Source organism: Pedobacter nutrimenti (assembly GCF_003208655.1).
In the GTDB taxonomy this organism is placed as follows: domain Bacteria; phylum Bacteroidota; class Bacteroidia; order Sphingobacteriales; family Sphingobacteriaceae; genus Pedobacter; species Pedobacter nutrimenti.
The window spans coordinates 20,908-42,062 of record NZ_QKLU01000010.1; the positions used below are offsets into that span (position 1 = coordinate 20,908).

Sequence of the window (21,155 nt, forward strand, 5' to 3'; positions counted from 1 at the left end):
CGGAAACCGGGTCTTCATGAACAAGGCATTTGCACAAAACACCTTTATCTTTATTCTACTGCTTTTTTACTACTCAGTAGAAAATCTGTACACAGAAGTACTTTTATAAATCTGGCCCGCCTTAAGCAGCGTGGAGGGGAAGTCTGGCTGATTTGGACTATCCGGAAAATGTTGCGTTTCCAGGCAAAATGCAGTTCTGAAATCATCGCTCTTAACCCCACGCATTTTATTCCTGGACTGCATAAAATTACCCCCGTAAAACTGCAGTCCCGGTTCTGTAGTATAAACCGTCATCATAATACCAGACTGGTCCCCTTTCACTATTGCTGCTTCTTTCCATAGCTTCTTACTGCTCAATACAAAATTATGGTCATAGCCTTTTCCATAACGGAGCTGCACATTGGCCTCTGCAAGCCGCTCTCCAATTGCCCTTGCCTTTCTAAAGTCAAAAGGACTTCCTTCAACAGGACTAATTTGACCACTTGGAATAAGTGTCGAATCAACTGGGGTATAAAAATCGGCAAAGATCCGGAGCAAATGCTTATTGACGGTTCCGCTGCCTGCCCCGTTCAGGTTAAAAAAAGCATGGTTACTTAAATTAATCACCGTGTTTTTATCCGATACGGCCTGGTAATTCAATTTAAGTTCATTATAAGCTGTAAGGGTATATTGTACCCGCACCCGCAGGTTACCCGGAAACCCTTCTTCTCCATCCTTACTCACATAATTCAAAACAAGACTGCTGTCCCCCCTGGGGCTGGCCGAAAACAAACGGTACTGAAATCCGTTAAGGCCCCCGTGCAAAGTATTGGGCCCATTATTGATGCTCAGCCGAAAAGTATCCTGACCAATCTTAAACCTGCCTTTTGCAATCCGGTTGGCATATCTTCCTACAATGGCCCCAAAATAAGGCTCTGTAGACTTCATATAGCCCGATAAGCTGTCAAAACCCAATACCACATCCCTTAATTCACCCATACGGTCAGGCACCAGTAAACTAACCAGTCTGCCTCCGTAATTACTGATCCGCGCCTTCATTCCTTTACCATTGTCCAGGGTATAAAGTGCTGCGCTTTTGCCCTCCACCTCTTTCTCAAATGCTCCTGCCGAAATTTCTTGCGGGCTCTGGTTTCTGCAGGCTGTGACCAGGCTCAGACAAGCAACCACAACACAACTCCATTGAACAGCAATTTTTAACATATACGATTTGTTTTCTGCAAAGTTGCAGTGCGGCAGAACAAGGATCAATCCAGAGCTATTTTTTCGATAAACTTTAAGGTTTAATTTAAAAATTCCAATTTTTATTCTTAAAAAAAGAAATCAATATACTTAAATTAAAATTTTATTCCAAAACACTTGTTTATTACCGGAACATTCCGTTATATTTGGTCAACCTAATTTGTAGAGAACATTTGTAATGCGTGAGCCCAATTGCTAACCAAAGGACAACCTATGTTTAAACTACCAGAATTAGATCAGACCGATATCCAGCTTTTAAAGATCCTGCAAAACAATGCAGACTTCCCTTACAAACAAATTGCCAAACTGCTTCACAAGTCGGAGCCCGTTATTTACGACAGGATCAGGTCACTGCGAAATAAAGGGTATATACAATCGTCTGTGATCCTGCTCAATTTGCAGAAAATACAACAGATGCTCACCGTATATGTTCAGATAAAGCTCAATGAACATTCTGCACAGGCGCTGAACCTGTTCCAGGAAACAGTTACAAATTTTGATGAAGTGATGGAATGTTACCACATGACCGGCAACTACGACTTTAAACTAAAAGTGGTTATTCCCGATATGCCTGCCTACAACAATTTTATCCGCTGCAGGCTTTCGGCCGTTCCAAATTTAGGTGCCGTGGAAAGTCATTTTGTTATTGCCCAGCACAAGCACGAAACGGCTTATAAGCTGGGCTGAAAAGATTTTTTTAAGGAAGGGCGACTTCTTTCGGGAGGCTTTCAACACCGGTTCTGCTAATTGCCGACACCGCAATCCGTTTAAGGTTCGCCTGTGCTTTAACCAAAAAGCGGTCGTTCCGGTTCATAATGGTATAGCCCCATTTTGTTCCGTACTGAAAATAAACCACCCACCTGAAAACATCCTTTTCCTTTGGATGGCTCCAGCTGATTTTTAATTGTCCGGGTTGCTGCTCGGTTTGCACCGATGGACTGGCCGGCACAACCTGGTCCAGCCAGGGGCTTTCCGGAACCAGCGCCCCCTTCTGATAAGGCCCATTAAGAATCCCATTAATCAGTTTCTCGTGTTTTAACAAGCCCGCAATACTCCAATGAATGGCTCCCATGCTGCCCGGCAACATACCTCTGGTAATCATAATCTGATTGATAATCTCATCGACATTCTTATCGTCTCCGCCAAGGGCAACATTCATTCCTGGCCAAAGGTGACGACCCATGGTATTTTCACCTGCCCACCAGCCCAGCAAAACCGGAAAACTATGAGGGATATCATTTACCGTCCAGTACAGTTGCGGAGCAAAATAATCTATCCAGCCTTTATTAAGCCAAAGCTTTGCATCGGCATAGAGTTTATCGTATTGATCATAACCTTCAACAGAAGCCGGATAACCCGGACGCCAGATGCCGAAAGGGCTCAGGCCAAATTTCACATATTTCTTTTCGGCCTTAATTTCTTTATAAACCCTTTCAATAAAGGTATTCACACTTTCCCTTCTCCAGTCTGCCCTGGAAAGCTGTCCGCCATTTTTCTGGTAAGCTGCCCAGCTCTCCCCATCCGGAAAGTCGAGTCCGCCGTTATAAGAATCGTATGGATAAAAATAATCGTCAAAATGTATCCCGTCAATATCATAACGCTTCACCAGGTCTCTCACCACAGCTGCAGAATAATCCTGCGTTCCTTTTTTCGAAGGATCCATCCAGTATTGTCCGTCTTTTAATTTCAGGACCAGATCAGGTCTTTTTTTCACGACCGAACTTTCGCTGATGTCTTTCCCAGAAGTATGAAAAGCACGATAAGGATTCAGCCAGACGTGCAGCTCTATACCCCTGTCGTGTGCCGCTTCTATCCAGAATTCCAGAGGATCATAATATGGATTTGGTGCCTGTCCCTGCTTGCCGGTTAAAAAATACGACCAGGGCTCCAGGTCACTTTTATACAGGGCATCGGCTTGAGGCCTCACCTGCAAAATAACGGCATTAAAATTATTTTTCTGAAGAAAATCAAGTAGAAAAAGGGCTTCTTTCTTTTGTTCCTCCGTACTCAAACCCGGCTTGGAAGGCCAGTTAATATTGGCTACAGATGCCACCCAGGCTGCACGGAATTCCCTGGAAGCTTTTGGCATTTGGCCTGGCAACAAAATTTCCTGTTTCTTTTCAACAGGATTTACAGTAGATGTTTGGGCAGCCATTTTTTTTGTTCCGCAAGAGCTGAGAAACAAAGTCAGGGCAGCACTCAAAACAAAAAGTTTTTTCAGGGGGGAAAGGACAGGTAAGTTCAATAGTTCTGGTTTTGTCATTTGGTTTGAACAAAACTAGAACTATTATTAACTTAAAAAAAGTTTTATCTTAAAACACCGCTTAGGCTGTTTCCTGCTTGGCAATGTTTCTGTAAGGGAATACATTAAAGATATGTCTGCGGGCAAATCTGCCCGGAGAATCTGCATTAACCAATTTGATGTAAGTGGCTTTAGGCACCTCAAAATATTCGTAACCGCTGCCATCCAGAAAATAAACCTTTAAAACCTGGCGTTCCCAGGTAAAATCGGCAATACCACAGGAAGATGTGGTTTGCGTATATTCTTCAAGTGACAATTCCAGGGTTTCAGGGGCAATACTAACCAGAAAATGATAAGCCTCAATAATCTCTTTGCTTTTGTGTTCGGCTTCAAGCTTAGCTTCTTCACTTTCCTGGAACTTATCCGGGTGCCAGTCTTTCATTAAATTCCTGTAAACAGTTTTTAATTCTTTTAGCTCGGTATCCTTCTGTACACCTAACAATTTCCTGTAATCGACGATCTTCTTCATAAAATTTGCGCAAAGATACGCAGATTTTTCTTCGAATCACATTAAGTTTCAATTAATTATAAAACAAAACACAGCTTAGCACCCTCTCATTTCAATGATGGTCAGGCCCTTAGTCCATTAATGAAGACTGACAACCCTGGTTATTTTCCAGTCTCCATCCTTCAGTTTCCAAAAAATAATGAATTTGGAAGGTGTACTTTCCCCGGGCTCTGTATTGTTGCGAAAACTATGGTAGCCAATTTCAACCGCACCAAAATCTTTTATCGGATAAACTTCTATACTTCCTTTAGCCAGCGTTCGGGTCACTTTGCCGCAGATGTATTTTTTAATGCCTTCCATCACTTCCTTTTTTGAGGTCGATAATCCGTTCCTGTCGTGATAAAACTCCAGGTCATCGGACATCATTGCATTCATTTTATCCAGGTCACAGTGGTTATAAGTATCAAAATACAAACTATCCATCCGCACAATCGCCTTATAAAGCTCTATAGATTCCGGAACATAAGGCTTAGGTACATACCTTTCTCTGTATTGCAGTTCTTCAGGCTGTATTTTTCCAATCAGCGCTTTGGAAGTTTTAATTTTTCGATCCGGGACCTGGGCATTGGCAGCAACCAGCAGGGTCAGAAAAAAGCAGGTCAGCAGAACATTCTTTAATTTCATAAATCACAGATTTTCAAATCTCTTACACAAGGTACAACATATTTTTTAATGCAGATGACCACCCCTCATATTAATACCATTTGGTATATTTGCACCATGGAAAACAAATTATCCAAATCTGAACGTACCCGCAATTTTATTATAGAGGTAACAGCCGATATTTTTAATAAAAAAGGATACGCCGGAACAGCACTCTCCGATCTTACCCTGGCAACGGGGTTATCTAAAGGTAGTATTTATGGAAATTTTGAAAACAAAGAAGAAGTCGCACTTGCTGTTTTTGATTACAACCTCGAAAAGATCAACAGGATTGTTCAGCAACATATTCAAAAGGCAGACAGTTTTCAGGATAAATTAATGGTATATGCCAAGGTTTACGACCAGTTTAACATCGCTGGCTTCCCACAGGGAGGATGTCCGATTCTCAACACCGCTACCGAGGCAGATGACACCCATAACCTGCTTAAAGACAAGGCCGCAAAAGCCGTTATCAGGTGGAAAAAAGGCCTGGAGCATTTAATCCTTTCGGGCGTGGAGGCCGGAGAATTCAAAAAAGGAACCGACCATACCCGTATGGCATTGTCCATTATTGCCCTCATTGAAGGCGGTATTATGATTGCAAAGGTTACAAATAGCCAGGCCAGTCTTGATAAAATTATGCTCACCATCAGGCACCTGATTGAGCAAATAAAAGCCTGAACCTGGCTATTGTTTTTTTAAACCCATTGCATTAAAATTACTGCTTGGTCGTATCCGGAGCTTTTCCAATCAGTTCCATAAACTGATCCAGTTTTGGTGTAATGATAATCTGGGTACGTCGGTTGGTTGCTTTCCCTGCATCTGTATCGTTACCGGCAACAGGGTTATATTCCCCTCTTCCACCAGCCGTTAAACGCTTTGGGTCTACCCCATAAGTATTTTGTAAAGCCTGCACAACAGAGGAAGCCCTCAAAGCACTCAGGTCCCAGTTGTTTCTGATGTTTACTTTTGAAATCGGCACGTTATCGGTGTTACCTTCAATCAAAACCTCATAATCTTTATAGTCTTTTATAATTTTTGCAATTTTGCTTAGCGTTTCTCCAGCCTTATCAGAAATCTCATAACTTCCGGATTTATAAAGCATATTATCCGATAAAGAAATATAAACAACTCCTTTTAATACCTGAACATCCACATCTCTCATTTCCTCCCGGCTCAACGAACGGGTAAGGTTATTGGTCAACACCATATTTAAAGAGTCGCTTTTGTTTTTGGTGTTCACCAAATGCTGAATGTATTTATTCGAACTGTTGATTTCATCGACCAGCTTAGAGATGTTTACATTGCCCTGGCTAGAAGAAGTTAAACACTTGTTTAAAGCAGCCTGAAGAGAGGCAACATTAGAACGTTCCGAAGCAATTTGCTCTTCCAGGCTCTTTACCCTGGAACTGGAACCGGAAAGTTCCTGCTGACTGCTCTGGTATTTTTGATTGATGTCTCTGGTCTTTTCCTGCAATTCATTATAACTGGACTGCAGTTGTTCGTATTTTTTGGTGCTTACACAGCCCTGGGTAATTGCGAGAAACGCAATTCCAGTTAGGGCCAGGATGGGAAATTTCATGATTAAATGTTTAAAATGCCTTTTAATAATTGATTCTACTACCTAAACGCAAATGATGAAAAAAAGTTTCACCGCTCCTAAGCAAGATACTTATTTTAACGAAATTTTCATACCACAAAACCCATAAGGCAAAAAAGCCAGGGAATTTTAACAATTCCCTGGCTTTTCTACGATTGGCAGATCTGTAATTTTATGATTTCAGCAGGTTTTGTCCTGTAAGCAGGCTTTCCTGAAATTGTGCATCTAAATCAATTGTACGGTTAGAAACCGAGGCTTTAACCGGGTTCATTTCCAGTTTAAGGCTTTCCTGAAATTGCGCATCTAAATCAATTGTACGACTAAAAACAGAAGCTTTAACTGGGCTTAGTTCCAGTTTAAGGCTTTCCTGAAACTGTGCATCCAAATCAACTGTATGGTTAAAAACAGAAGCTTTAACCGGGTTCATTTCCAGTTTAAGGCTTTCTTCAAATTGTGCATCCAAATCAACCGGAGCAGCAAAGCTAAGCTCAGAACTTTCTGTTTTCTCAGAAACAAAACCCGTTGTTTTTACGGTCGATGACTGACCTTTTACCAAAATGTGCTCTTCGGATTTACCGCTTAATTTTAAATCAGAACCATCTTTAACCACAGTATATAAACCTTCTGTGTTGACATTCAGCTCAGCAGAAGCTTGTTCTGATAAAAATACCTGTAGTACAGACAAATCGATATTACCTTGTGATTTTACACTAGAACGGTCAGATGCTTCAATCCTTCTCAGGTCTTTAACACAAACGTATACACTGGCCGGCATCTCTTCGCTGGAACTGATCAGCAGTTTGTTGCCTTCTTTTTGAACAGACACTTTATCCCCGGCCCCACTGGTCACCACACGGATGCTTTCTTTGTTGCCCTGGCTAATGTAAACCTGTACATTTCCGTTCACCTTGATCATGTTATAACCTGCTGCTGCAGAAACATGGCTGGAAGTATTTTTTTCAATTCCGTCTTTTGCAAAAGTTGTAAATGCTGAAGAGCTTAATACCAGAACAGTTAATGCGCTGGCGAATAATGTTTGGATAGCAGTTTTCATATCTTTAATATTTTAATTTTCTTAATTCCTTTTGATCATAAGACACCATTAATTCACAAACGTTTCACTCAAAATGCTTGTATTATACCATAATCAGCTATTCATCGACCAACGCCCCGATTAAATCGACAAGCATCGCTTGCTTTTTTTAACCTACCGGAAGGATTTAAAAAAATAAGGGATTATCCCGCACATACATAGAGGGTTCTATGATGCAGGAAAACAGAAATTATAAAAAAAGATAAAGAGATATTTCAGATATGGCTTTCCATACAGCCATCCATATCTAGCAGCAGAAAGCAGGCAATTCGCGCTTAGCTTCCTTTCGCTTCTTCAAAACCTTTTGCCAGCTCATTCCAAAGGTATTCCGAAGCCTGTTTCAGACGCGCTTTGGTCTGGGCTTTTTTGAGTTTTCTGGGTAATTTAAATTTCGAAGAGGCTTCTTTAATTTGCTTTGCTTTGCTCATGGTTCAAATCTAAGGATATGTGGGTAAAAAACCAATGGGATTTATTAAACGGACTTTCTCTTTTGGTAAGCCATCAGGCAAAACAAAGCCAGAAAAGAAGCTACAGTCATAATCAGGGGCATGGCCAGGGTCGATTTTTCAGGAAAAAAACTAACCACCACAGAAGCCAGCGCCCCAAGACCCATTTGCAGTGCGCCCAGTAAGGCCGAGGCACTTCCTGCATTTTTACTGAAAGGGGCAAGAGATAAAGCCGCAGCATTCGGGTTAATTAAACCCAGACAAGCTAAAAAGAGTGCGATAAAAATAACGGTGCTATAAATATTCAGTAAGTGATTTGTGGCTGCCAAAAGGAACAGCAAACTAAAAATAGCTTGCGCAAGCAAAGCCGAAGTGACAATTTTTTTACTGTTGTGCCACCTTAAAATCAGGCTATTGACTTGGCTGGAACCAATAAATGCAACTGAAAGCAGCGCGAAGATCCATCCGTAACCTGTTTTGCTGATTCCGTACAAGTTCATAAACACCATAGGTGAAGCAGAAACATAAGCAAACAGGCCCGAAAAAGCCAAAGAAGTAATCAGGGCATAGGTGTAAAACTGTGGTTCTATTGCAACCGAGCGGAAACTTTTTAAAATCGGCGCGGGCTTTAAAGAGTAAGCCGGGTCTGGAACATAGCTTTCCGGTAAAAAAAAGAAAGCAGCAAGGAACATCAAAACGGCCATGAAAGCCAAAAAAACGAATACATATTGCCAGCCTAAACCTGCAATCAAATACCCTCCTGCAGTTGGGGCCAACATAGGAGAAACTGCAATGACCAGCATCAGGGAGGCAAAAACCTTAGGGCTCTCCCCTATGGTAAAAAGATCACGGACCATAGCTACCGATGCCACAGCAGTCGCACAACTCCCTATAGCCTGAACAAAACGCAACACAATCAACTGATTAATGTCAGTGACCGCCAGACAGCCCAGGGAAGCAAGTATATAAATCAGCAGCCCAAAATAAAGCGGCTTTTTTCTCCCAAACTTATCCAAAAGCGGCCCATAGAGCAACTGTCCTGCCGATATACCAATAAAAAAACCAGATAAAGACAGGGAAACTTTTGGAATGGTGGTATGAAGGTCTTTCGCAATGGCATCAAAGCCCGGAAGATACATATCGATGGAAAATGGCCCTAAAGCGGACAAAGAACCTAAAATTAAAATCGTATAGAAATTTTTTGACTTTGCAGACATTGGGCTGGGATATTTTCAGCTACAAAGATGGGAAGATTTTAATTTATAAAACGAAAAAGCCAGGAAAGCTAAATGATTTCCTGGCTGGTGTGTGTAAAAAGTGATCGCTTATGATTTCAGCAGGCTTTGTCCTGTAAGCAGGCTTTCCTGAAATTGTGCATCTAAATCAATTGTGTGGCTAAAAGTAGAAGCTTTAACCGGATTAATTTTCAGTTTAAGGCTTTCTTCAAATTGTGCATCCAAATCAATTGTATGGCTAAAAACAGAAACTTTAACCGGGCTCATTTCCAGTTTAAGGCTTTCTTCAAACTGTGCATCCAAATCAACCGGAGCAGCAAAGCTAAGCTCAGAACTTTCTGTTTTGCCAGAAACAAAACCCGTTGTTTTTACGGTCGATGACTGACCTTTTACCAAAATGTGCTCTTCGGATTTACCACTTAATTTTAAATCAGAACCATCTTTAACCACAGTATATAAACCTTCTGTGTTGACATTCAGCTCGGCAGAAGCTTGTTCTGATAAAAATACCTGTAGTACAGACAAATCGATATTACCTTGTGATTTTATGCTAGAACGGTCAGATGCTTCAATCCTTTTCAGGTCTTTCACACAAACGTACACACTGGCTGGCATCTCTTCGCTGGAACTGATCAGCAGTTTCTTGCCTTCTTTTTGAACAGAGACTTTATCTCCGGCTGCGCTGGTCACCACACGGATGCTTTCTTTGTTGCCCTGGCTAATGTAAACCTGTACATTTCCATTCACTTTGATCATGTTATAACCTGCTGCTGCAGAAACATGGCTGGAAGTATTTTTTTCAATTCCGTCTTTTGCAAAAGTTGTAAATGCTGAAGAGCTTAATACCAGAACAGTTAATGCGCTGGCGAATAATGTTTGGATAGCAGTTTTCATATCTTTAATATTTTAATTTTCTTAATTCCTTTTGAACATAAGACACCATTAATTCACAAACGTTTCAGCCAAAATGCCTGTATTATACCATAAACAGCTATTCATCGACCAACGCCCCGATTAAATCGACAAGCATCGGCTGCTTTTTAGGGGTTCAATTTTTTGTATCATTTTCCCTTCAAAAAGGAATTATTTACAGACCTTGCAAAAAGTTAAAAAAAATGCACCAGCACCTGATCCGTAACATCTCCGCCCAAATTAAACTGTCCCAGGCAGACCAGCAATTGTGCAGCACTTACTTCGAACCCGTTCATTTCCCAAAAAACCGGGTCATAGAAGAAGCCGGGCAGGTTCCACAATACTTATATTATATTGTATCTGGTTTCATGAGGTTATTTCATTACAATGAGCAGGGTGACGAGCTGACCACGCACATCAATTGCCCGCCCGGATTTATAACCTCTTACACACACTTTATCAATGGGACCAAATCAAATGAATATGTAGAATGCATTACCAATTGCGAACTACTTAAAATCGATAAGTCTGGCCTGGATAAACTTTGCAGTCAAAGCAGCAGCTTTAAGGATTACAGCATTTTGGTTTTCCAGCAATCCATTACCTACAACGAGAACCGCTCCAAAGAACTGGCCAGTTTAAGTGCCGAGCAACGTTATCAAAACCTCCTAAAAAACTACCCCGAAATCCTGCTCCAGGTCCCCTTGCAGTACATTGCCTCTTTTTTAGGAATGAAACCCGAAAGCCTCAGCCGGATCCGCAGAAAAAACAATTAACTAACAAATGTCAAGTATATCCGGATAAATACAACAGAATTTTGTGCTGTTCATTAAAATCAAAAACATGACACAAGAAAATTTAGCATTGGTGACCGGGGCCAATGGTCATCTCGGATATAATTTAGCAAAACTGCTCATCAGCAAAGGTATCCCTGTACGCGCCTCCGTCCGGACCTTAAAGAGCGGCTCTGCGTTAAACAGCCTGGACTGCGAAATTGTACAGGCAGACATTACCGACAAGGCCTCATTGATCAAAGCCATGCAAGGGGTAAAAATACTCTATGCAGTTGGGGCAGCTTTCAAACTATGGGCAAAAGACCCTAAAAAGGAAATTTATGATGTAAACCTCCAGGGAACAAAAAATATGATTGAAGCCGCTGCTCAGGCAGGGGTACAACGTATTGTCTATGTGAGCTCTATTGCTGCACTCAATTACGCTGTATTGCCAGCAAAAGAGAGTTATGGCCACAACCCCGATCGGCGGGACATGTATTACAATTCGAAAAATGACGGGGAGCAGCTGGCTTTTGAGCTGGCCAAAAAGCACCATATTGAACTTGTTGCAGTACTTCCTTCTGCCATGATTGGGGCAGAATCAACAGACAACCTGAGTGTTTCCTATAACATTATCCGGCTCATCCTTAAAAAGGAAATCCCCGTAGAAACCAACATTACCTTAAATTGGATTGACGTAAAGGATGTAGCCCAGGGCTGTTACCTTGCGGCCACCAGGGGAAAAACAGGGGAGCGTTATATCCTTGCCAATGAAAAATGTACTTCCATAAAAGAAACCACTAAAATCGCTCAGGAGCTCTTCCCCGAACTGCAGATAAAACTACCTGTTTCAGTACCCAGGTTCTTATTGTACGGTGTCGCCTGGCTCATGGAAATGGGAAGCAAAATCAGTGGAAAAGCGCCACTGCTAACCACAAAAGACATTGCAATGTTTTCGGGCCTTCAGCAGGATTTCGACATCTCCAAAGCCAGAACAGAGCTTGAATTTAATCCTAAAGATCCTGCAACTGCAGTCCGTGAGGCTATGTTGTACTTAATGGAGCATAAAAATGACGAGTTTCAGTTTCACTAAAGTCCCGGCGCATTAAAATCAAAAAAAGTGGCCGGCATCCGCCAAACCACTTTTTCGCTATATATTACTAACCTAAGTCTAATTGAGGGAAATTGTCCCGGTAATGATCTCTTTTCCGTCTTTGTCCAGCGCAAAAACATCAATTGAGGTCGCATTCACTTTTCTGATTAAAAAGTAATTTGTTTTAAATAATTTTTGAAGGGTAGCAGGCCCGGTGCTGAATAAACTTGCCGGGCTATAGCCGTTGCTCACCTCACAAAATAAAGAGTTATACCCAAGCATGCCCAAGGGCCCAATTCCAGTAGATGGAGTTGCATAATAAGCCCAGGTAATGGGTTCAACTTGTTTATTATTTACCGTTGTCGGATAACTGGCCTTAAAAAAAGCATAATTACCTGCCGATTGCTTCAAAAATGCAATGGTAGCCGGAGTAAAAGCTTCGCCACTGGCATAACGCAGGTTGGCTGTCATGTAAAAACCAAAAAACTGAGGAGCCTGGGTGTAAATTTTTGTGGTTTCCTGTTGCCAGTCCCGGGTCCAGGCAGGTTTGGTATTTCTAATCAGTTTAAGAATTGCACCACCTTCTTTTTGATAGGTTCCGCCCTGGCGGTAAGACTGCATCACAATCGTATCGGGAACTACCCTTACAATTTTAAAAAAGTAGTCTGTAATTTCTGTACCACCAATTTCATAGACACTTGAAATTGCCGATCCAGTCGAAAAACTCAGCAAAGGCATACCTGTTGAAGCCGAGATTTTAAAATAAGACTCTACGGCATTTCCATAAATTGAAGTCATGCTCACTTTATTTTGAGTCGTATCAAACTTCATGATAAAAGGGGTTGCAGTCTTAACATCGGTGTTCAGCGAGGATACAAATAAGATCCAGCCATCCTTGGCATCATGCATTTGGGCCTTCAGGTCCCTTTCCAGTTTACCTGATCTTTCAATGGATTGTCCTCCATCCAATAAGGCTTCCTTTTTACAGGACAGGACCATACAAAAAAGTATAGCCAGGAAAATTAGGTTATATAGTTTTTTCATTTTGGTTCGTTTTAGAATTACTGTAGGGGTAAGCGGTTAACAACATCATCCAGCACATCGTGCATTTGGTGCAGGTCTATCCCTTTGTCCAGATAAAATTTATAGACCATCTGATATTTCGTTGCGAGCTTTGCATTTTTAGCTACAATTTTCAATATATCGGCTTTTGAATAACGGATCATGGCTTCTACTGAAGTTGCAAAATCCTCTTCCGGTGCATAACCACCATAAGCCCTGAAAAAGCCATCCGTCTGCGCCTGGGCATCTGTTCTGCTGGCATAGTTCAACTGGTAATATGTCCCCTGCGAAACCCGGTCATAGGCATATCCCCGACCATATTTCTGATCCAGCTGGTGGGCGTGTTCATGATAAAGGATACAAATATGTTCCCTTATTCCCGCTTTGGTAAAAGCCAGGTTATCTACCCCGCCCATTCCCAGCCGGTAATACTGTGCATTTAATCCTGCACCGGCTGCAGTTCCACTGTTAATGGAATTAAAATGGATTCCGGTACCAACAATAAGAAATTCAATAGGTTTCTGGTCATTCAAAAATTTTGGAAAGCTTTTGCTCAGGGGTTCCAGCCAGGTTTTCTCTATCACATACTTGGTATACAGTTGCGCTTTATCAAATTGCGCCGGAACATAAAAAGTAGTCGGATCTATAACCCGGGGGTTAAATTCATAGAACACCCGCACCCCATAGGTTTTAAACAGGGTATCGGTTAATTTGTCCAGGGCATTGGGCACCCCGGTCTTGATGGCCGTATAGTCTATAGGGGTCTGATCGGGTAATTTACTGTCCTTTTTACAGCTGGCAATAAGGGCCACTGCAATACATGCAACTAAAAGGCCGGTTAAATATCTTGTTTTCATGATGCTATTCATTTAATGTTGTTTTAAATCTGTTTGAATGAATGGATGGTCATCTGTTCTATCTTGGATTTAACTGAATATTTGGATTACCCTCCCTTTCTTTTCTCGGGATCTGGAGTACTTTTCTTAAATCATTCGCCTGCAAAGTTTCAGGTGCTTGTCCCCTGGACAAGCTATGGTCTACTTTTAACCCCAGTCTTTTTACGTCAAACCAGCGAAGGCCTTCATTAATAAATTCTTTTCTGCGTTCCAGCAATACCGTTGTCAATAAATCGGCAGTGCTTAAACCTGCTGGGTTCAGTGCAGTATAAGGACTGTACCGGGCTTTACGTAAAACTTCCAGATCGGTCAGCGCATCCTGCACAGTCCCCCCACTCCGGAGCACTGCTTCTGCCCTGTTGAGTAAAACTTCTTCCATAGAAAGATAAGAAGCCCTGAAAGAACCATTCGGATTGTTTGGCTGAACTTCATATTTGGTCACCATAACCCTTTTGTCGATAACCGTTCCAACCGGATACAAGAGTTTGGCCCTCAGATCCTGACTGGTAAACACAGGGGTAATGTTGTCTGCCGGAAAAAATCCACACAAGGTAAATCCTGTTGGCGCCAGAAAACTTAAGCTCGGGCTGTAGTAATCCAGTAATATATTGGGATGAGTGGTCGGGTCCATATATTTGGCCGTAAAAAACTGTATACCACTCTGGGTAATCAAGGTCAGGTCAGTTGCCAGGTCTCTTACAATCCGGCCTTTATCTGCAATTACAGCATCAGCGAATTTAATTGAAGCTGCCCATTCCCCTTTGTATAGCTTTACACGGGACATAAAGGCATTGGCACTGGCCAGTGAAAAATGATAAGGATTCTTAGAGACACTGTTGCCTCCTTTCTGGAGTTGCGCAATCCCTTCGGCCGCATCTTTCTCAATCTGTGCATACACTTCCTGAACCGTATTTCTGGCATAATGCTTTACATTGTCCTCGTTCACTTCTGTCACAACCGGCACCCCAAGATCGCTGGCCGCAGTTGAGGGGTTATAATGCTGTCCAAATAAGTTGACCAGCATAAAATGGCAATAGGCTCTAAGCACAAGGGCTTCCCCAAGTACAGCAGCTTTAAGTTCCGCGCTACCCTTTTCAGAGCCCATCACGCCGCTAATAACAATATTTGACCGGTATATTTTTGCATAAAACTCCCGGTAAGCCAGGTCTGGCCCCGTAAAATTGTTATCCGGATAATCGTCCTTCCATAAATACATAGGTAAAAAGTAACCCACAATGGAAGCCTGGGCCAAATTGGTATGAAAATCATAATCATCGGTCAGGATATCTGTAAACATTTCATGCCTGGCCGGATAGGCATCGGCCAGTATCTGTTGATAATGCTCCGTAAATTTCAGTTCAATCCTGTTGTCATAGGGTTTCTCTGTAAATTTTTTGCAGCCCACAAAACACAGTGCAAGCACGGTCAATAATGAGGCTATACTATTTTTTATATTGAATAGAGTCATTGTTTTATATTTTAGAACTGTGCAATTAATCTTAAGGTATAACTTCTTGGGTTTGGCAAGCTCACCCCGGTAATTAAGCTTTGCGGGTCCACTCCCCTCAGTTTGCTGCTTGCCCAGTAATGAATGTTATTGGCCGAAAATGTAAGTCGTGCACTTTTTAACCATGGGGTGTTTTGCAGAATTTTAGGTCCAAGGTTATAGGAAAGCATGACCTCACTTAAACGCAGTACATCTGCGCTGACCACCATTAAATCACTGCGGTTGTATGCAAATTCGTTCTGGATAAAAGCAGAGGATAAATAAGCATTCTGGATATTGGAAACCAAACCTGGAATATTGGTCAGCCGTTCATCGCCGGCAGTACGCCAGCGGGCATCAATGTCCTGCGAGGCAGCTAGGTCATCGGCATAAATCCTTTTCACCATAGGAGAGCGGAATACCTTATTGCCTAAACTATAGGTCAAAAAGACCCTCAATTCAAGTGACTTGTATTTAAAAGTATTGGTTAAAGATCCAGTTGTGGTTGGTTGTCTGGGGCCCATGTAAGTGATCAAGCCATCATTTGTGCTGGAAAGCACGATATTATCCACAACATTGCCATTGCTTTTATCCTTAAACAAAGGTTGTCCGTTGGCATCCAAACCGGCAAAATTATAGGCGTACAAGCCATACAAAGGTTTGCCTTTAGTACCATAGCCGTCAGGCTTGGTTTTCTCGGTCAGTAAAGGAGAAAACAGGTCACCTTCGGTCATGGTGTTTTTAACATAACCGAATATAAAATCGGCGCCCCATTTAAAATTCCGTGTAGCCACAATATCCTTTACACCAAGGGTAATGTCAATACCTTCATTTTTTAAAGAAGCCCAGTTGATGGTTTTAGAAGAAAAACCATCTTCATAACCTACGGTACTGGATTTAATCAGGTCTTTATTTCTTCTGCTGTAAAATTCGGTAACCAGGTTTAATTTATTAAACAAACCGATTTCAAAGCCAAGGTTGGCTGTGTAATCCTTTTCCCAACTTAAACTATACAATTCAGGCGCAAAAATTCTAATTCCTATTTCGCTATTTACTGCATCAGGGCGGTTCAGGTTCACATAATTGGCATTGATATTTGGAGAAGTCTGGTACGCATTTCCCCTTAAACCATAACTACCCCTGATTTTTAAGTAATCAATTTTACCAGCGCTATTGATTGCACTAAAGAATTTTTCTTTATCCACATTCCAGGAAACACCAATACTGTAATTTGGCAAAAATCTGGTCTGGGTTTTTCTTCCAAACATGTTGTTGCCATCCACCCTTCCGGCAAGTTCAATGTTATATTTATTGTCAAAACTATACTGAGTGGAAATAAACAAGGCGGTTCTGTTCTCCTGAGTAAATCCTTCAATGTAATAACGGTCGTCCGTTTCCAGCGCTTTCTTCATGGCCAGAATACTTGGAGAAATAATTTTCCCTCCGTAATACATATAACCATAACCGCGGGTAAAACTGCTGGTCACTTTATCTGAAGCCAGCTCAAATCCTCCAAAAACACTTAAATTATGCTTTTGATTAAATTGCTGCTTCCATGAAAGTGTATTGGTCATGTAAAAAAAGTTTCCGATATTCTGACGCGCTTCCAATATCCCACCCCGCGGTAAAATGGTCTCCGGAATAGAATTGGGATCAGATGGATCTTTATACAAATAAGGGTTTAATGACCTCAGTTTATCATTCGTGGCTACACGGTAAGCTGCCGCTACGTTAGAATATTCAGTCATCACGTGATCGTAATTCGCAGAAGTTTTTCTAGCAGACACCAGGGTTTCAAAAGTCAGGTTTTTTGTAATCCTGTAAGTCGGGCGGACTGCAAAACGAACATCCTGTGATTTCAGGGTGTTAAAATTTTCGTTAATCTCCTCCAGGATGTTAAAAGGGGCATAACTACGCAAATAGTACTTATAATTTCCATTTTCATCATATGGAGACATCGCCCTGCTGGTTGTTGCGGCATAAGTAGCAGGGTTCAGTTCAAAGGCACGGGTGGTTTCAAAATTATTTTGTGTCCCGTTAAAGGTACCTGGTGAAAGCTGGTTACGAAAAGAGGCATTCAGGTTAAAATCCACATCAAGTTTTGGGGTCAAGTTAAGGACTACCCTAAAATCCGTGGTATACCTTTTCATGTTGTACCCCACAGCCGATCCGTTATCATTCGCATAACTTCCTGATAAATAATAGGTCGATTTATCACCGCCGCCTGAAAAAGATAAACTATGCTCCTGCAAAAGGTTGTTCCTGAAAAGCACATCAAACCAATCGGTGTTCACCGAACGGGCCCTGTTCAGCTCGGCATTAAACTGATCTTTGCTGATCTGGTTGTTTGCATACCTCATATAGGGATCGCTAAATGCGCCTGTTGTAGAAGGGTAATTTAAAACAGACAAATAACCATAATTAAATAAGTCACGGGAAAGGTCCATTTGCTGTTCTGAATTCATCACATTGTACTGGTTAATGTTTGGTTTAACCCCTACAGTAAAAGCGGTACTCAGATTAATGACAGTAGAGTTTTTCTTCCCTTTTTTGGTGGTAATGGAAATTACACCATTGGCAGCCCTGGTCCCATATAAAGCGGTTGCCGAACCATCTTTAAGAATAGTAATATCCTCTATATCAGAAGCATTTAATCCGGCAATTGCCGAACCCAGTAAAGATGCAGGATCTCCTGAATACAACTGGTTTACACTGATGTTTGCCGGTGATGCAATGGGCACCCCATTGATCACATAAAGGGGTTCCTGGTTGGCACTGATGGAGGCATTACCCCGGATCCTGATTTTGGGTGTGGCCCCAAATGTTCCCGAAACATTTTCTACACTCACGCCGGCAGCAGCCCCCTGCAGCATTCTGGAAACATCGGTATAACCAGAGCGGTTCACCAGTTCTTTGCTGACCTGACTCACCGAGCCGGTAAATGTCTTTTTATCGATCTTTTGGTATCCCGTAACCACCACCTCATTAAGCCCCATATCTCCGCCCTGAAGAACAACATTCATAAAAGTGGTGCTTGCCGGCAGTTCTTTTTTGCTAAAGCCGATATAACTAAAAACAAGCATTACTCCGGCCTGATCAACTTTTATGGAAAACTCACCTTTGTCATTTGTGGTCACCACATTTTTAGTACCTTTTTCCATTACAGTAGCCCCCACAAGAGGGCCTTTGCCATCGGCAACCTTACCTGTAATGACAATTTTTTGTACAGCAGGCGTGAGCTCCGTTGCCGTTTTTCGAAGAGAGGGATTAATTAATATGGTCTTGTCTTCTATTTCAAATTCAAAGGGCTGGTTGGTCATTGCTTTAGCCAGCGTTTCTTCCAATGAAGCTTCATGGACAGACATACTCACCGGATGAGACTTTTTTAACTGGTCGGTATTGTAGACCAGCTTATAGCCGCTTTGTTTTCTAATCTCCTGAAGAACTTCATTAAGTGCTGTATTTTTTACAGAAAGTGTAATTTTCTGCGAAAATGTTTTAGCTGAAATTTGCAAACTTGCAACAATTAGTAAAACAGCGGTCAACTTCATGGCTAATGAAAATTTATAGATAAAATTTTTCACAAGGCTAAATTTTTGCCATAGGTATGGCAATAGCTTGCGCTGAACTTTTAAATTCATACTTTTGTTTGTAAGGTAATTGGTTAACAGTTGGTTTATTGATTGACGGTTATCTTGATAGAACCGGTTGCGTTGCCGCGCAGCCGGTTCATTTTTAAGAACGTATCGTATGTTACATAGGCCTTTTCATTTAATAAGTTACTTTAATCACATTATTGGTTAATTTAAATTTGATGTTTCCTGTCTTTTCGAGCATTCTGAGCACATTTGATAAGGGTTCCGATCTGGACACCAAAGCATTATAGCGGGTCTGGGGCAGGTGCTCATAATCAATTTCAACATTATACCAGCGGGAAACCTGTTTCAGAATGTCTTTTAAATACATATCTTCAAACATAAAATTCCCGTTTTTCCAAGCCCTGGAAATCTCCGGATTGACTTTGATCACTTCTATGGAATTTGCAGAGACAGAAATGGCCTGTTCACCAGGATTTAAAATCTCATGCTCATTTCCTTTACGTCCCCATACATTTACTTTTCCTGAAACCAATGTTGTTCTGGCTTCGGCATCGTCATCGTAGGCACTGATGTTAAATTCTGTTCCCAGTACCTGGATAATCTGTTTGGGTGTTTCCACGTAAAAAGGAATACGCTGGTTATCTTTAAAAACTTTTTCAACTTCAAAATATCCTTCGCCTTTGAGCTCCACCCTTCTTTCGGCTTTTGCAAACACCAGTGGATAACGTAATGTAGAAGAAGCATTCAACCAAACCTTAGTCCCATCGGGCAACAGCACCTGGTATTTGGCCCCCCTTGGGGTGCTGAGTTCATTATAGCCCCCGGCATGTTCTGCCTCGGCCTGATTTTGAATCTCATAAACCAGTGTACCGTCTTTTGTTTTTTTAATACGGATGCCTTTGTCATTTAAAACTGCATTCTGGTCATCGGTACCCAGTATAACAGTAGTACCATCGGCCAGAGTGAGTGTAGCCTTATCTGTACCTGGTTTTACATTCATAGCGGCCAGGCTTTGAGAAAAAGAATGCGGTTTTTTAGATTGTATATATAAATAAAGGGACACAGAAAATAGCAGTGCGACACTTGCAGCGATCACCAAACCTTTGTAAAAAGGAAAACGGATTTTCTTTTCTTCTTTTTTATTAAAAATCTCGTTATTCAGATAAAGATCTGTTTGCTTAAAAAGTGCAACAACCTCTGGCCGCTCCTCAAAGCCTTCAGGCGCAGGAGAATTGAGCTGACTTAAAATCAACTGTTCCAGGTCTTGCCGGCTTTTATTTTCACCAAAATAAGTCAGCAAAATTTTGACTTCCTCAGCAGTACATTGATTGTTGAGATAACGATGGAATAACTCTGAGATGGCTTGCATTTATTTTTCTTATTTTAAGCTAATACGCTCATCAAGAAAAAACCAACTACTCCATTAAAGTTTTTTTTAAAAAAAAAGATAAACAGGCAATAAACTAAGTCCTCTTATCTGTAAAAGAGCTTCATTAATATTAAAATTACAGAAAGATCAATATGCGAAAGGTTTCTTTTGAGTATCCGGGTTGCTTTTACAATATGATTGTTAACCGTTGCTGTTGAAATATTCATCAATTCAGCCACCTCCTGATAACTTTTTCCATCCACTTTACACATTTTAAACACCCTTCGGCATTGAGGGGGCAATTGCTCTATTTCCTGTTCCAGTAAACTAAATTGTTCTTTCAAATGTAAACCGTCTTCTATAGGATTGTATTCCTCTCCCATCGACAAAGTCATCAGTCTTTCTTCCAGTTTTTTATCCCTGGAAACTTTTCTAAAAAAATCATAAACTTTATTCTGGGCAATCCGAAAAATATAACTATCAAAAGACTGCTCCACATCTATAGTGTGTTTATGGTTCCATATCGTAACAAACACCTCCTGAAGGATATCTGAGGCAATTTCCGGAATCTTGATCAATTTCAGAATATTGGCATACAATTGGCCCCTGTGCTTTTTGTAAAAAAAATCAAAAGCCCTGTTGTCTCCACTTTTTAACCGAAACAGCATCTCCACATCTGCAACAGGCAAATTCTTACTCATGGTTGGTTTAGTATTAGGCACACCCTTTCCCTGGTTCAAATGAAAAAGAATGATTTAGTTTGGTTTGTAGCCGTAAGGTAATGGAAATTCATTAAACGCACAAAGTTCTGCTGTTAAAATAACCAGAAATATATCCTTGCAATACTCTAATGAAAATGTCTATCCTGCTGATAAAAAGCATTTTCCGGTAAAACCAGAT

The 21,155-nt window shown here is 41.3% G+C and carries 19 protein-coding genes; 4 read left to right on the forward strand and 15 right to left on the reverse strand.

What is annotated here, in order from left to right:
* Positions 1 to 69: 69 nt before the first annotated feature.
* Entirely contained in the window at positions 70 to 1,200 is a 1,131-nt protein-coding gene (locus B0O44_RS22445; RefSeq protein WP_110834347.1) for an aldose epimerase family protein, read from the reverse strand.
* Between the two features lie 252 nt (positions 1,201 to 1,452).
* Between B0O44_RS22445 and B0O44_RS22450 the strand changes: the two genes are divergently transcribed.
* Positions 1,453 to 1,926, forward strand: coding sequence for an Lrp/AsnC family transcriptional regulator (locus tag B0O44_RS22450; RefSeq protein ID WP_110834348.1), 474 nt, complete (start codon positions 1,453 to 1,455; stop codon positions 1,924 to 1,926).
* A gap of 10 nt (positions 1,927 to 1,936) precedes the next feature.
* Here B0O44_RS22450 and B0O44_RS22455 read toward each other — a convergent pair whose 3' ends face one another.
* The 3 genes from B0O44_RS22455 to B0O44_RS25120 all read right to left on the reverse strand — a co-directional run bounded on the left by B0O44_RS22455 (position 1,937) and on the right by B0O44_RS25120 (position 4,673).
* Complete coding sequence (locus B0O44_RS22455; protein ID WP_110834349.1) at positions 1,937 to 3,502, reverse strand: glycoside hydrolase family 10 protein; 1,566 nt, start codon at positions 3,500 to 3,502, stop codon at positions 1,937 to 1,939.
* 61 nt (positions 3,503 to 3,563) lie between these two features.
* Positions 3,564 to 4,010 (reverse strand): KTSC domain-containing protein, encoded by a 447-nt coding sequence (locus B0O44_RS22460; RefSeq protein ID WP_110834350.1) that lies wholly within the window; start codon positions 4,008 to 4,010, stop codon positions 3,564 to 3,566.
* A gap of 117 nt (positions 4,011 to 4,127) precedes the next feature.
* Complete coding sequence (locus B0O44_RS25120; RefSeq protein ID WP_211321434.1) at positions 4,128 to 4,673, reverse strand: nuclear transport factor 2 family protein; 546 nt, start codon at positions 4,671 to 4,673, stop codon at positions 4,128 to 4,130.
* Positions 4,674 to 4,769: 96 nt separating this feature from the next.
* On the opposite strand from B0O44_RS25120, the gene B0O44_RS22470 reads away from it, so the two are divergent.
* Positions 4,770 to 5,372: a TetR/AcrR family transcriptional regulator gene (locus tag B0O44_RS22470; protein WP_110834490.1), complete on the forward strand. Its 603-nt coding sequence runs from the start codon at positions 4,770 to 4,772 to the stop codon at positions 5,370 to 5,372.
* A gap of 37 nt (positions 5,373 to 5,409) precedes the next feature.
* On the opposite strand, the gene B0O44_RS22475 is transcribed toward B0O44_RS22470, so the two are convergent.
* The 5 genes from B0O44_RS22475 to B0O44_RS22490 form a co-directional block, all read right to left on the reverse strand.
* On the reverse strand, positions 5,410 to 6,273 hold the full coding sequence (locus B0O44_RS22475; RefSeq protein ID WP_110834351.1) for an OmpA/MotB family protein: 864 nt from the start codon (positions 6,271 to 6,273) through the stop codon (positions 5,410 to 5,412).
* A 190-nt stretch (positions 6,274 to 6,463) separates the two neighbouring features.
* Complete coding sequence (locus B0O44_RS22480) at positions 6,464 to 7,345, reverse strand: GIN domain-containing protein (protein WP_110834352.1); 882 nt, start codon at positions 7,343 to 7,345, stop codon at positions 6,464 to 6,466.
* Positions 7,346 to 7,659: 314 nt separating this feature from the next.
* Positions 7,660 to 7,812: a hypothetical protein gene (locus B0O44_RS25015; RefSeq protein WP_170123391.1), complete on the reverse strand. Its 153-nt coding sequence runs from the start codon at positions 7,810 to 7,812 to the stop codon at positions 7,660 to 7,662.
* 44 nt (positions 7,813 to 7,856) lie between these two features.
* A complete protein-coding gene (locus tag B0O44_RS22485; RefSeq protein ID WP_110834353.1) occupies positions 7,857 to 9,047 on the reverse strand; it encodes a multidrug effflux MFS transporter in 1,191 nt (396 codons plus the stop codon).
* Positions 9,048 to 9,155: 108 nt separating this feature from the next.
* Positions 9,156 to 9,959 (reverse strand): GIN domain-containing protein, encoded by an 804-nt coding sequence (locus B0O44_RS22490; RefSeq protein WP_110834354.1) that lies wholly within the window; start codon positions 9,957 to 9,959, stop codon positions 9,156 to 9,158.
* 221 nt (positions 9,960 to 10,180) lie between these two features.
* Between B0O44_RS22490 and B0O44_RS22495 the strand changes: the two genes are divergently transcribed.
* Both B0O44_RS22495 and B0O44_RS22500 read left to right on the forward strand, forming a co-directional pair.
* Positions 10,181 to 10,753, forward strand: coding sequence for a Crp/Fnr family transcriptional regulator (locus B0O44_RS22495; protein ID WP_110834355.1), 573 nt, complete (start codon positions 10,181 to 10,183; stop codon positions 10,751 to 10,753).
* A 67-nt stretch (positions 10,754 to 10,820) separates the two neighbouring features.
* Positions 10,821 to 11,843 (forward strand): SDR family NAD(P)-dependent oxidoreductase, encoded by a 1,023-nt coding sequence (locus B0O44_RS22500; protein WP_110834356.1) that lies wholly within the window; start codon positions 10,821 to 10,823, stop codon positions 11,841 to 11,843.
* Positions 11,844 to 11,921: 78 nt separating this feature from the next.
* On the opposite strand, the gene B0O44_RS22505 is transcribed toward B0O44_RS22500, so the two are convergent.
* The 6 genes from B0O44_RS22505 to B0O44_RS22530 all read right to left on the reverse strand — a co-directional run bounded on the left by B0O44_RS22505 (position 11,922) and on the right by B0O44_RS22530 (position 20,956).
* Positions 11,922 to 12,887, reverse strand: a complete 966-nt coding sequence (locus B0O44_RS22505; protein ID WP_146229890.1) for a hypothetical protein — start codon at positions 12,885 to 12,887, stop codon at positions 11,922 to 11,924.
* Between the two features lie 17 nt (positions 12,888 to 12,904).
* Entirely contained in the window at positions 12,905 to 13,762 is an 858-nt protein-coding gene (locus B0O44_RS22510) for a substrate import-associated zinc metallohydrolase lipoprotein (protein ID WP_170123392.1), read from the reverse strand.
* Positions 13,763 to 13,820: 58 nt separating this feature from the next.
* A complete protein-coding gene (locus tag B0O44_RS22515; protein WP_110834359.1) occupies positions 13,821 to 15,269 on the reverse strand; it encodes a RagB/SusD family nutrient uptake outer membrane protein in 1,449 nt (482 codons plus the stop codon).
* A gap of 11 nt (positions 15,270 to 15,280) precedes the next feature.
* Complete coding sequence (locus B0O44_RS22520; protein ID WP_170123393.1) at positions 15,281 to 18,838, reverse strand: SusC/RagA family TonB-linked outer membrane protein; 3,558 nt, start codon at positions 18,836 to 18,838, stop codon at positions 15,281 to 15,283.
* Positions 18,839 to 19,058: 220 nt separating this feature from the next.
* Entirely contained in the window at positions 19,059 to 20,255 is a 1,197-nt protein-coding gene (locus B0O44_RS22525; protein WP_110834361.1) for a FecR family protein, read from the reverse strand.
* Between the two features lie 104 nt (positions 20,256 to 20,359).
* The gene (locus tag B0O44_RS22530; RefSeq protein ID WP_110834362.1) at positions 20,360 to 20,956 is read right to left on the reverse strand and encodes an RNA polymerase sigma factor; all 597 of its coding nucleotides are present in this window, start codon (positions 20,954 to 20,956) and stop codon (positions 20,360 to 20,362) included.
* Positions 20,957 to 21,155 lie beyond the last annotated feature (199 nt).